At 69.2% G+C, this 11,866-nt stretch carries 15 protein-coding genes and 1 tRNA gene; 11 read left to right on the top strand and 5 right to left on the bottom strand.

The genetic code is table 11. The features are described 5' to 3' along the window. The coding region (locus GYB83_RS22640) for a tyrosine-protein phosphatase (protein WP_161897679.1) at positions 1–266 on the bottom strand (266 nt) is incomplete at its 3' end. A gap of 64 nt (positions 267–330) precedes the next feature. Further along, positions 331–1,098 (bottom strand): IclR family transcriptional regulator, encoded by a 768-nt coding sequence (locus tag GYB83_RS22635; RefSeq protein ID WP_228461227.1) that lies wholly within the window; start codon positions 1,096–1,098, stop codon positions 331–333. A 110-nt stretch (positions 1,099–1,208) separates the two neighbouring features. Between GYB83_RS22635 and GYB83_RS22630 the strand changes: the two genes are divergently transcribed. After that, positions 1,209–1,952, top strand: a complete 744-nt coding sequence (locus GYB83_RS22630; protein WP_161894693.1) for a CoA transferase subunit A — start codon at positions 1,209–1,211, stop codon at positions 1,950–1,952. Continuing rightward, the gene (locus GYB83_RS22625) at positions 1,949–2,599 is read left to right on the top strand and encodes a 3-oxoacid CoA-transferase subunit B (protein ID WP_161894692.1); all 651 of its coding nucleotides are present in this window, start codon (positions 1,949–1,951) and stop codon (positions 2,597–2,599) included. The genes GYB83_RS22630 and GYB83_RS22625 overlap by 4 nt, the downstream gene beginning before the upstream one ends. Here GYB83_RS22625 and GYB83_RS22620 read toward each other — a convergent pair. Further along, entirely contained in the window at positions 2,580–3,272 is a 693-nt protein-coding gene (locus tag GYB83_RS22620; protein WP_161894691.1) for a FadR/GntR family transcriptional regulator, read from the bottom strand. The two genes, GYB83_RS22625 and GYB83_RS22620, sit on opposite strands and share 20 nt — an antisense overlap. A 178-nt stretch (positions 3,273–3,450) precedes the next feature. Between GYB83_RS22620 and GYB83_RS22615 the strand changes: the two genes are divergently transcribed. From GYB83_RS22615 to GYB83_RS22580, 8 genes are read left to right on the top strand one after another with little or no spacing between them, the layout of a single operon-like run. Then, positions 3,451–4,992, top strand: a complete 1,542-nt coding sequence (locus GYB83_RS22615) for a bifunctional 3-(3-hydroxy-phenyl)propionate/3-hydroxycinnamic acid hydroxylase (RefSeq protein ID WP_161894690.1) — start codon at positions 3,451–3,453, stop codon at positions 4,990–4,992. Then, entirely contained in the window at positions 4,989–5,750 is a 762-nt protein-coding gene (locus GYB83_RS22610) for an alpha/beta hydrolase (RefSeq protein WP_161894689.1), read from the top strand. Before GYB83_RS22615 ends, GYB83_RS22610 begins: the two co-directional genes overlap by 4 nt. Beyond that, positions 5,747–6,187, top strand: a complete 441-nt coding sequence (locus GYB83_RS22605) for a DUF4440 domain-containing protein (RefSeq protein WP_161894688.1) — start codon at positions 5,747–5,749, stop codon at positions 6,185–6,187. Before GYB83_RS22610 ends, GYB83_RS22605 begins: the two co-directional genes overlap by 4 nt. A gap of 11 nt (positions 6,188–6,198) precedes the next feature. Then, positions 6,199–7,032: a fumarylacetoacetate hydrolase family protein gene (locus GYB83_RS22600; protein WP_161894687.1), complete on the top strand. Its 834-nt coding sequence runs from the start codon at positions 6,199–6,201 to the stop codon at positions 7,030–7,032. A gap of 1 nt (position 7,033) precedes the next feature. Next, positions 7,034–7,381 (top strand): cupin domain-containing protein, encoded by a 348-nt coding sequence (locus tag GYB83_RS22595; RefSeq protein WP_161894686.1) that lies wholly within the window; start codon positions 7,034–7,036, stop codon positions 7,379–7,381. 5 nt (positions 7,382–7,386) lie between these two features. Next, positions 7,387–8,775 carry an acyl-CoA synthetase gene (locus GYB83_RS22590; RefSeq protein ID WP_186349760.1) on the top strand — a complete coding sequence of 463 codons (1,389 nt, stop codon included), beginning with the start codon at positions 7,387–7,389 and terminating at the stop codon, positions 8,773–8,775. Between the two features lie 32 nt (positions 8,776–8,807). Further along, positions 8,808–9,932 (top strand): DUF3500 domain-containing protein, encoded by a 1,125-nt coding sequence (locus GYB83_RS22585; RefSeq protein ID WP_161894684.1) that lies wholly within the window; start codon positions 8,808–8,810, stop codon positions 9,930–9,932. Further along, positions 9,929–10,441: a methylated-DNA--[protein]-cysteine S-methyltransferase gene (locus tag GYB83_RS22580; RefSeq protein ID WP_161894683.1), complete on the top strand. Its 513-nt coding sequence runs from the start codon at positions 9,929–9,931 to the stop codon at positions 10,439–10,441. The genes GYB83_RS22585 and GYB83_RS22580 overlap by 4 nt, the downstream gene beginning before the upstream one ends. A gap of 57 nt (positions 10,442–10,498) precedes the next feature. On the opposite strand, the gene GYB83_RS22575 is transcribed toward GYB83_RS22580, so the two are convergent. Continuing rightward, positions 10,499–10,572 (bottom strand) — tRNA-Leu (locus GYB83_RS22575). A gap of 27 nt (positions 10,573–10,599) precedes the next feature. Continuing rightward, positions 10,600–11,187, bottom strand: a complete 588-nt coding sequence (locus tag GYB83_RS22570; protein WP_161894682.1) for a TetR/AcrR family transcriptional regulator — start codon at positions 11,185–11,187, stop codon at positions 10,600–10,602. 70 nt (positions 11,188–11,257) lie between these two features. On the opposite strand from GYB83_RS22570, the gene GYB83_RS22565 reads away from it, so the two are divergent. Continuing rightward, a partial coding sequence (locus tag GYB83_RS22565; protein WP_228461805.1) for an MFS transporter occupies positions 11,258–11,866 on the top strand: 609 nt, incomplete at its 3' end.

The following is an 11,866-nucleotide window of genomic DNA, read 5'->3' as shown; positions in this document are numbered from 1 at the left end:
TCGGAGGCGTTGCGCAGGTCCACGTCGAGCGTGATCCCGAGGTCGACGAGCGTCTGTTTGTCGGTGTCGGTGAGGTTGCTCAGCTTGTTGGAACGGAAGAGCTGCCCGGTGCGGACCGTCTTGCCGTCGGCGGCCGGATAACCGCCGATGTCGCGGAAGTTGGACGCGCTCTGCAGCCGCGGTGCGGCCTGGGCCGTGCCGGGTGCGAGTGCGATGGACGCGAGCACGACAAGCACGATCGCGAAAGCGCGCGTGCCGAAGGTCACCGAGGGTTCTCACGTGCGCAGCCTATCCCGGAAGAATCGGACGCGCAGGGGTCGGCACAGATCGTCAGCCGCGCCGTCCGGACAGGCGCAGCGTCAGGCGGTGGGCGTGGACGAGCAGCGCCGCGCCGAGCTCGGCCCGTCGATCGTCGGCGAATCGGGTCTCGACTCCGGTAAGGCTGACGGCCCACGCCGGTTCTCCGCGACTGTCGAACACGGCGGCGGCCATGCCCCAGCTGCCGTCGACGAGCAGGGCGGGGTTCGTCGCGTAGCCGTCGATCCGGGTGGCGGCGACCCGCCGCATCAGCTCCGAGGTCGAGTGGTGTGCTCCCCAGACGGGCACCAGGTCGGTGCGTTCGACGTACTCGGCGACGTCGCGGTCGGGCATCGTCGCCAGGATCACCAGCCCGGCGGACGCCACGCCGAGCGGGAATCGGATTCCTGGATGCAGCACGTGCGAGCGCAGTGGAAAGCTGCCCTCCTCCTCGGCGATGCAGACGGTCTCGTCGCCGCGTCGGGCGGAGAGGTACGCGCTCTCGCCGGTCTGGCGAGCGAGGTCGCGGAGGATGTCCGACGCCGCCGAGGTGATGTCGTAGCGGACCGAGGCGGTCGCGCCGAGCAGATACAGCTCGGGCCCGAGCGACCACCCGCCCGTGGTGCGGGAGCGATCGACGAAGCCCTCGTCGGCAAGGGAACCCAGCAGTCGGTGGACGGTTGGGCGCGCCAGTCCGGTGCGCCGGGCCAGCGTCGACGTCGACTGTCCGTCGCTGTCGGCGATTGAGCGCAGGAGTGCGGCGACGCGACCGATCATGTCCGGACCCGGGGCTGTCGACATCGTTTCAATATACGTTCACTGAGTGAACAGCATGGGAGTTCACGTTCGCCGAGCGAGCAATCTCGCCGGGGGCTTGGCGTCCACGGCTCGGCTCGGCGTGTAATCGCCGCATGAAACTCTTCACAACAGCCATCGAGGCGGTAGCGGGAATCGGCGACGGAGCATCGATCGCGGTCGGCGGATTCGGGGTGTGCGGTGTGCCGGACACGCTCATCGAGGCGCTCGTCGACGCCGGGGTCGGCGATCTCGACGTCTACTCCAACAACTGCGGCGTGGACGGCTACGGTCTCGGACTGCTGCTCTCCGCTGGTCGGATAGCCAGGATCACGGCGTCGTATGTCGGTGAGAACCGCGAGTTCGCGCGCGCCTATCTCGCCGGGGACCTCGAAGTGCACCTGACGCCTCAGGGCACCCTCGCCGAACGCCTGCGAGCGGGAGGGGCCGGACTGCCCGCGTTCTACACGCCCGCGGGCGTCGGCACCCCGGTCGCCGACGGTGGTCTGCCGCTGAGGTACGGGCCGGACGGCGGCGTCGCGCTGGCGTCCGAGCCGAAGGAGACCCGAGTGTTCGGTGATCGGACGTATGTCATGGAGGAGTCGATCGTCACCGACGTCGCACTCGTCCACGCGGAGGTCGGCGACACCGACGGCAATCTCGTCTTCGCGAAGTCGGCGATGAACTTCAACCCGCTCGTCGCCATGGCCGGGCGGGTCACGATCGCCCAGGTCGAGAAGCTGGTGGAACCGGGGGACATCGGGCCGGCGGCGGTGCACCTGCCGGGAGTGTTCGTTCAGCGGGTGGTCTGCACCGGCCCGCAGGCCAAGCGGATCGAGAAGCGGACGGTTGCGGCATGAGCTGGACGCGCGATCAGATGGCGGCCCGAGCAGCAGCCGAACTCGCCGACGGCGAGTACGTGAACCTCGGCATCGGCCTGCCCACGCTCATCCCGTCCTACGTGCCCGACGGGGTGCGGGTGGTCCTGCATTCGGAGAACGGGATCCTCGGGACCGGCCCCTACCCGGCGGACGACGCCGTGGATGCCGACCTCATCAACGCGGGTAAGGAGACGGTCACCGTCCAGCCGGGCGCGGCGTTCTTCGACTCCGCGTCGTCGTTCGCGATGATCCGCGGCGGACACATCGACACCGCCGTGCTCGGCGGTATGCAGGTCTCCACCGCGGGCGACCTCGCGAACTGGATGGTGCCGGGCGCGACGGTGAAAGGCATGGGCGGAGCGATGGACCTGGTCCACGGCGCGGGTCGGGTGATCGTGCTGATGGAGCACACGACCCGCGACGGCGACCCGAAGGTCGTCGACACATGCACGCTGCCGTTGACCGGTGCGGGCGTCGTCGATCGGGTCATCACCGACCTGGGCGTGCTCGACGTCGGCGTCGACGGATTCACGCTCGTCGAAGTGGCGCCCGGCGTCGACGTCGATCGGGTGATCGCGGCGACGGCGGCGCCCGTTCGGGTGATGCTCAGCGCGGACGCGCGCTGACCGATCGGTGCGCGGCGACGGCGCGGGTCGTCCGCTCCGTGTCGCCCGACACGACGGCCTCGACGAGTTCGGCGTGCACGGCGACGCGCTCAGCCAGGTATCCGGTGTCGTCGTCGGCGGTCTCCGAGTCGGGCTGTGTCGGCAGGTCCTCGACGTGCGCCATCGCACTCAGGTAGACGCCGGTGGCGAACGTGTTCGCGGCGGTCTCGGCGAGGCGTCGGTGCAGTTCCCAGTTGTGGCGCATGAAGCTCTCGCGGTCGGTCGAGTTCTCCCGCATGCGATCGATGATCGCGCGCAGGTCGGTGGCGTCGCGCGCCGTGCAGTGCTGGGCCGCGTCGATGTCGATGAGTTCCTCCAGCGCGTCGCGGACGGCGACCGCGTCGGCGACGCTCGCCGGGTCCGCGGCCACGGAGAGCAGCGTGTGACGTAGTTGGACCACGGTACCGGCCTGTGCGACGAACAATCCGCCGCCGCGTCCGGGCCGGACGTCGACGGCGCCGCGTTCGGCGAGCAGTCGTGCGGCTTCGCTGATGGTGGCCCGCCCGAGTCGGGTCGTCTCACGCAGTTCGTCCATCGTCGCGATCCGGTCGCCTGCGGACAATCCGCGGTCGACGATCCAGCCCTCGATCTCCTTGGCGAGGGACTGGGCGCGGGTCAACGGAACGGAAATCACCCGCATGATTTTAGGCCACCATCGGTGGGGTGGGGCAGATCCGAGGGCCGTCGGAGCGCCGCCGACGAGAAAACACCCGAATATTTATGGTGATTCCCTTGACATCGGCCCGGGGTGGTGACGTAGATTACGTTCATAACAACTCGAAAGGTTCGGGTGGTTTAGCGAGAGGGATCAGATGAGGACCAACGCGGATGTAGCGATCGTCGGGTTCGGGCCCGCGGGGGCGATGCTGGCGTCACTGCTCGGACAGCGAGGCCACACCGTCGTCGCAATGGACAAGTTCCCCAAGCCCTACGAACTCCCTCGCATGAGCACCCTCGACGGCGAGGTCGCGCGACTCCTCCAGCACGCCGCAGACCCGAAGGAAGCGCTCGCCGAGTCGCTGCCGGAACGGCTCGTCGAGCTCTGGGGCGCCGACGGCGAGCGCAAGGGCCACTTCGACTGGGACTACAAGCGCGCAGGCCACATGTCGCACCTGTCGCTGCACCAGCCGAACATCGAGGCCGCGATGGCGCACCGGATCGCGCAGCACCCCAACGTCGACGTCCGCTGGGGTCGCACCGCGGTCGACCTCGTCGACATCACCGACGGCGGCGCGACCGTCGTCGCGACCACCGAGGACGGGACGACCGAGGAAGTGCGCGCGACGTACGTCATCGGCATGGACGGTGCGTCGAGCTTCGTCCGCGAGAAGCTCGGCATCGATCTCGAGGTCCTGCACGTACACGACGACCAGTGGATCCTCACCGACTACGACGTCCTCGAACCGCTCCCGAACAACCTCGAGGAACGCGTCTACTTCGACCTCGAGTTCACCCAGCCCTACTTCTACGCGCCGAACGGCGTCGGCCGGGTCCGCACCGACGTGCGCGTGATCCCCGGCACCGACATCGACGACGAACTGACGGAGGAGCGCGGATTGCAGTTCATGGAGGAGCACGTCGGGGTGCCCCGGACGAGCATCCGGCAGACCCGCCGCAAGCTGTACCGCTTCCGCAGCCAGATCGCGACGTCGATGCGCAAGGGGCGGGTGTTCATCGGCGGCGACGCCGCGCACGCGATGACGCCGTACATGGGGCAGGGCGCCTGCACCGCGATGCGCGACGCCGCGAACCTCGCGTGGAAGCTCGATCTCGTCCTGTCCGGGCGCGCCGACGCCGGCCTGCTCGACTCGTACGAGCCCGAACGTCTCGGCCAGGGCCGGTTCTTCGTCGAAGGGTCGTACGCGGCGTTCAAGATGATCAACCCGGCGACCGAAGCAGAGGCCGCCGAACGCGACGCCTACCTCGAGGCGACCGGCGGCGACGTGACCCCGCCGATCCCGCCGATCGGCGGCGGCGTCGGACTGCGCACCGTGGACGGAGACGCCGCACCGCAGGCCGGCGAGGTGGCGCCGCAGGGCGTCGTGACGATCGACGGCCGCACCGAACTCCTCGACGACGTCGTCGGGTACGGCTTCCACCTCGTGTCGACCCTCCCGATCGACGAGGTCCTCACCGCGGAGCAGTCGGCGCGGCTCGCTGAGCTCGGCGTGATCGAGGTGAAGCTCGGCGACGTCGTCGACGCCGACGGCACGTACCGCGACTACTTCGAGAAGTGGTCGGCGACATCGCTGATCTCGCGGCCCGACGGCTACGTGTTCGGTCTGGCCGATTCGGCCGACGACCTGCGGGCACTCGTCGATCACCTCCTCGACCAGATCCCGGTCCTGGCATGACGACTGTCACCACCCACGCCTACGTCGAGCGGGCCTCCGGGTCCCTGCTCCTCGACGTGCACCGGCCGGATCGGCCGTCTGCGGGCGTCGTCGTCTACCTGCACGGCGGCGGGTTCGCCGCAGGCGACCGCGCGATGGACCGCCCGCGCGTCGAAGCCATGGTCCGGCACGGACTGACCGTCGTCGTCCCCGACTACCGACTCGCGCCCGCCGCGTTCCCCGATCCGGTCGACGATGTTCTCGAGGCGTTGGCCTGGATCGGCGATCACCCCGACGAGGTCGGATCCACTCGGATCGGCCTGTGGGGCGCATCGGCCGGAGCGGTCCTCGCCGGGCTCGCCGGTCTGCGCGGCACGGTGGACGCCGTCGTCTCCTGGTTCGGATTCGGCGACATCACCACCGTTGCGGCGAGGAGTCCACTGGAAGAGGCACTCCTGCCGCCCGGTCCGGAGAACGCGCTGCTCGGCGTCGACGACGTCCGGGCGCACCCCGACCTGATGCGGGCCGCCAGCCCCGTCCACCAGGTCCGCGCCGACGCCCCGCCGTTCCTCATCGCGCACGGCGACCGCGACCGCATGGTCGACGAACGCGAGGGACGCCGACTCCACGACGCGCTGACAGCCGTCGGAGCGCGCTCCACCTTCGTCGTACTCGGTGGTGCGGGCCACGAGGACCCCGCCTTCGACGAGCCGACGTCCATCGCGATGACGGCAGCCTTCTTCACCACCCACTTCATCCGTCAAGAGGAGACATCATGACCGCAGACAGCCTCGACCAGGCCCGTGCCGACGATCGTGCACTGATCACCGCGGTGATGCACCGCTACTGCAACATGGCGCGCGAGAACGCCGACTTCGCCGGCATGTCGGTGATCTACACCGACGACGCCCGCATCACCCTGCCCGACGGCACCGAGGTCGGCGCCGTCGAGATGGCCGAGGTGGTCAAGGGCGGCGGTCCGACGTTCATCCGCCATCACGCGACCACGCTCGACATCGTGTTCCGCGGCGCCGACGCGGCCGATGTGGTCACGATGTACATCGCGATCACCGATCAGGCCGCACCCGACCACTGGGGCGAATGGCGCGACCACTTCGTCAAACAGGCGGACGGACGCTGGCTCATCGACCGCCGCGTCATCTGTGTCGACGGTGCGGCGCCTGCCGGTTGGTGCGCAGCCGTCTACGGAAGCTGAAGGGGAACAGTGTGAAGATCATCGGATATCGCGACGCGCACGGAGTGCAGGTGGCGGCCAGGGACGGCGACGCGCTGATCCCGCTGGGCTCGGTCGAGCGGTTCTGGGACGACCCGTCCGCCGCCGTCGCCGCGGCTGCGGGTGTCGTGGACCGTCTCCACGCGGCCGACGTGGAGATCGTGCCGCCCGTGCGCCCGGGTGCGCGGGTCCTGTGCGTGGGACTCAACTACCGCGAACATGTGGCAGAAGGCCCGTTCGAGGTGCCCGATCATCCCACGATCTTCGGTCGGTGGACGCAGTCGTTGACGGTCGGCGGCGTCCCGGTGGACGTGCCCGTCGACGAGCAGGGACTGGACTGGGAGGCCGAGCTGTTGGTGGCCGTCGGCGCACCGCTGTCGGTCGCCACTCCGGAGCAGGCCGAAGCCGCGGTGTTCGCGTACGCCGCGTTCAACGACATCACCGCACGTCGGGCGCAGAAGCTGACGACGCAGTGGACCATCGGCAAGAACGCCGACCGGAGCGGGCCGATGTCCGATCTGGTGACCGCCGACGAGGTCGGCGAGCTCGGCAGCCGGCGGGTGCGCTGTCTCGTCGACGGCGAGGTGATGCAGGAGTCGACCACCGACATGATGATCTTCTCGATCGCCGACATCCTGTCGTTCGTGAGCCGCACGTTCACCCTGCAGCCCGGCGACCTGATCGCCACCGGCACCCCGTCGGGCGTCGGCTACGCACGGACGCCCCCGAGGTTCCTGCATCCGGGCGATGAGGTGACGGTGACGATCGACGGCATCGGTTCGGTGACCACGCCGATCGGCGTCCGCGTCGACGCGGGGGTCCTGTGACATGACGATTCGACTGACCCGCGTCGCCGACGGCGAGCCGTTCGCGCCCGTCGGACACCACGGTGTGTCGCCCGTGCGACTGCAGGGCGGCGACGGCGGGATGAGCGTGGTCCTGTCCGAGTACGAGCCCGGCGCGACTGCAGCCTCCGCGGTGCAGACCGCCGAGACGATCTACGTCGTGCTCGAGGGCGAGCTGACGTTCGCAGGCGGCGGCGTCAGTGTGACCGCAGGTCCGCTCGATTCGGTGAACGTCGCAGTGGGCGATGAGCGATCGGTCCACAATGCCGGCGCCGTCGTCGCACGGATGCTCGTCGTCCGTCCCGCGCCGTCGACGGAGGGCCCCCGATGACCGCAGTGCTGCTTCCTTCGCTGACTGACGGTCCGGACGCCCTTGCGGTGACGGTGGGCGACGAGTCGATGACCCGGAGCGAGCTCGTCGGCGCGGCGTCGGCCGTGGCTCGCAGGGTCGGCGGTGCGTCGTCGGTCGCGATGGTCGCGAACGCCACGATGGACACGGTGATCGGGGTGGTCGGCTGCCTGCTGGCCGGGGTGCCCGCGGTGCCGCTGCCTCCGGACTCCGGACCCGCCGAGCGCCGGCACATCCTGACCGACTCGGGCGCACAGCTGCTGCTCGGCAACCCGATCGACGGCGTCGACCTGCCGACCGTGCCGGTCGACCTCGATGAGCGCGCGGACGCGCCGGCAGTCGAACCGGGCCCGGAGTCGACGGCGCTGATCATGTACACCTCGGGCACCACCGGCCTGCCCAAGGGCGTGGTGCTGTCGAGGCGGGCGATCGCCGCGAGTCTGGACGGCCTGGCCGACGCGTGGCAGTGGAACGCCGACGACACGCTCGTCCACGGGTTGCCGCTGTTCCACGTCCACGGACTGGTCCTTGGCGTCATCGGCGCGCTGCGGCACGGTTCGCCCCTGGTCCACACGGTTCGCCCGAAGGCTCAGGCGTACGCCGCGGCCGGCGGGTCGCTGTACTTCGGCGTGCCCACGGTGTGGTCGCGGGTGTGCGCCGATCCGGAGTCGGCCCGTGCCCTGTCGTCGGCCCGACTGCTGGTGTCGGGCAGCGCACCGCTGCCCACCCCGGTGTTCGCCGCTATGCGCGAGCTGACCGGTCACGATCCGATCGAGCGCTACGGGATGAGCGAGACCGTCATCACCATCAGCACCAGGGCCGACGGCGAACGTCGTCCCGGCTGGGTGGGACTGCCGATCTCGGGAGTCCGGACGCGTCTGTGGGACGACGCGGGCAACCCGGTGCCGCACGACGGTGAGACGTTGGGCCGCCTGCAGATCGCGGGCCCGACACTGTTCGACGGCTACCTCCGCAATCCGGAGAAGACCGCAGCGGAATTCACCTCCGACAGCTGGTTCATGACCGGCGACATGGCCGTCATCGATCGCGGCGGCTTCCACCGCATCGTCGGACGGGAGTCGGTCGACCTCATCAAGTCGGGCGGGTACCGCATCGGTGCGGGCGAAGTGGAGCACGCACTGCTGTCGCATCCGTCGGTGTCCGAGGTCGCCGTCGTCGGTGTCCCGGACGTCGATCTCGGACAGCGGATAGTCGCCTATGTGGTCGGCGACGACGTGGACGGCGATGTGCTGTCGGAGTTCGTCGCGTCCACCCTGTCGATCCACAAACGCCCGCGGGAGATCCGCCGGATCGACGCGCTGCCTCGCAACGCGATGGGCAAGGTCCGCAAGAAGGAACTGCTCGCCGATGACTGACACGACATCCGCGCCAGAGAGGAACCAGAGACATGTCTGACCTGTACGAAGCCCCGCAGACCGCCCAGCGGCTCGTTGTCACCGCGATGGGGCTGATCGGCACGTTCAGCCCGCAGCAGCGGGAGCAGGCGGTGATCGCCGACTTCGACGACGCGCGTCGCCTCGACTGGGACATCATCCCGAAGCCCGACCGCACGGGGATCCCGCTGCACGACCTCGACAGGCACCAGCGGGTCCTCGTCTGGGACATGATCCGGATGACCGTCCCGCTGCGCACGTTCACCAAGATCCTCGGCATCACCCAACTGGAGCACGTCTTGCGCGACTACGAGGGCGACTTCCTCGGTCCGGCGCTGCCGTCGTGGCGAAGTTCGGACAGCTACTACCTGACGCTCTTCGGCAGGCCCGGATTCGAGGACACGTGGACGCTCCGCTTCCTCGGCCATCACGTGTGCGTCAACGTGACAGTCGTCGACGAACGGTGGGTGGCCGCGACGCCGATGGCATTGGGCGCGCAGCCCACCGAGTACGACGGTGTCCTCAAGCCGCTCGCCGACGACGAGGGGCTGGGCTTCGATCTGCTGGCGTCGTTGACCGACGATCAGCGTGCGACCGCCGTGATCCACGACGTCGCACCCGCAGACTTCGTCACTCGCCAGGTTCCGAAGATCGGTGCGTACGAGTACCCCGATCACTACGACCTCGGCATGCCCGACTACCGGATCGCCGACGCGGACCGGGCGGCGCTGACGTTCCGGCGCGACGCCCCGTCGGGGATCGCGTCGGACGATCTGACCCCGGACCAGCAGGCCGGGCTCCTGGCGATCGTCGACTGCTACCTCGATCGGCTGCCGCCGGAGGCGGGGGAGCGGCACCGCGCCGCCGTCCGCGAGGGAGGCCCGATCCATTTCGCGTGGGCGGGAGCGCAGGTCCGCGGCGAGCCGCACTACTTCCGCGTGCAGACCGACCGCTACCTGATCGAGGCCGTCAACGCTGTCGGTGGAGGCAATCACCTGCACAGCGTGATCCGCGACCTCGACAACGACTTCGCCGCCGGAATCCTCGCCGAGCACGCGGGCACGGACACGCGGTGGGGACGATCGCACCTCGTGAGCCGTTCGGTCTCGAGTTCGGTCACCGGCATGATGGAGGGATGAGTCGTCGTCATGCGGTGATCACAACCGACCTCGGGCCGGTGACGATCGTCGCCGACGGCGACGCCGTCGTCGGCGTGTACTTCGACGCGCAAGCCCGGCTGCCGGCGGAGTCGTCGTTCGGGACGGACATGACGGTGACCCCCGATCCGTTGCTCGTCGACGCGTCGGACCAGCTCCGCGAGTACCTGGCCGGACACAGGAGGGTGTTCGACCTGCCGTTGCGGCCTGTCGGCACCGACTTCCAGACTCGCGTGTGGGACCTGCTGATGCACATCCCGTTCGGCGAGACCGTCACCTACGGCTGGATCGCCGAACGGGTCGGCGGCAAGGGGATGGCGACGGCCGTCGGTCAGGCCGTCGGGTCGAATCCGATCGGCGTGATCATCCCGTGCCATCGAGTGGTCGGGTCGGACGGTTCGCTCACCGGCTACGCGGGTGGGCTGCCCCGCAAACGGGCACTCCTGGCCTTGGAGGAACCGCCCGCTGAAGACGCAGGCCGCCTGTTCTGATCTGCGTATCGACCGCGCTCGGCCCCGGTTCTTCGAGCGCAGTCGAGAAGGAGTCAGTGCCCCCTGTCGGGCTCGAACCGACACTGCGCGGATTTTAAGTCCGCTGCCTCTGCCAATTGGGCTAAGGGGGCGCGGTGACAAGCATGCCAGGTGGCGTCCTATGGCGTGACGAGCGGCAGGAACACCTCGTCGACGATCGCGGTGAGCTTCTCGTCGGGAACCGGCCGGAGGGTCATGAGCACCTCGTGGCGGTAGAGGTTGTACGGGACGGTTCGGACTGTCGGGGTCAGGCGTGCCGGGTCCGCTTCGCCGCGGGCGACGGCGCGGTCGAGGATGTCGTCGATCCCCATGCGTTGTGCGCCGAACAGGAGGTCGCGGACGTCGCTCGGCGTCGCGCCCGACTCGCTGTAGTACTCGCCGAGGCTGGCGCTGAGCAGGACGAGGAAGTTCGACCGCCTGTCGTTCGAGCGGCGCAGGGCCGTCAAGAGATCACCTCGGAGACTCCCCGTGTCCGGGGCCGACACGTCCTGGCCCGCGCCGTGATGGCGGATCGTCGCCTGGAGCAGGTCCGAACGCGTGGGCCAGCGACGGTACAGCACGGGGCGGGACGTCTCCGCGCGTTCGGCGACGGCTTCGAACGTGAAGCCCGCGTATCCGCGTTCGGTCAGCTGTTCCCACGCGGCGTCGAGGATCGCCGCTTCCAGTTCCGCGCCGCGTCGTCGCGTCGCCTTCTCGTTAAGACCCACTTGCGCATCTTATCGCACGAGGCTATCGTCGGTCGGGAAATAAGATACGCAACTGAATCTAAGGAGTGTTGTGAAGACTCAGACGCTCGATGCCATCCCCGCCGAAGCCAAGCGCGTCGCGATCGCCGTGATCGCGGGCCTCATCGCGCCGATCCTCGACACGACCATCGTGACCATCGGCTTCGACAACCTGACGACGGCGATGTCGGCGCCCGTCGGCACCGTCCAATGGACCAACACCGGCTACCTCCTGGCGTTGGCGGTCGCCGTGCCGCTCGCCGGATGGTCGGCGCTGCGCTTCGGCTCCCGGGCCGTCTGGCGCACCGGACTGTCCGCCTTCTTCCTCGGCTCGATCCTCTGCGCCGCGGCGTGGAACATCCAGGCGCTCATCGCCTTTCGTGTGCTGCAGGGACTCGGCGCGGGGCTGCTGTTCCCGTTGATGACGTCGGTTCTCGTCGCCGCGAGCGGCGCGCCGCGCGCTCGGTCGCCTCGGTCGCCTGGTCAGTGTGCCGACGGCGCTCGGCACCGATCCTCGGACCGGTCGTCGGCGGCGTCATCCTGCACTGGCTCGACTGGCGCTGGCTGTTCCTCGTCAACGTCCCGTGTGCCTGATCGCGCCGCCCTGTCCGCCGGATCCCGACGACGGTCGCCGGGCGGACGCGCCGGATTGGCTCGGACT

It is taken from the genome of Gordonia spumicola (assembly GCF_009932475.1).
In the GTDB taxonomy this organism is placed as follows: Bacteria; Actinomycetota; Actinomycetes; order Mycobacteriales; family Mycobacteriaceae; genus Gordonia; species Gordonia spumicola.
The sequence above is the reverse complement of the archived record's forward strand: the minus strand, read 5'-3'. Positions and strand labels throughout refer to the sequence as shown.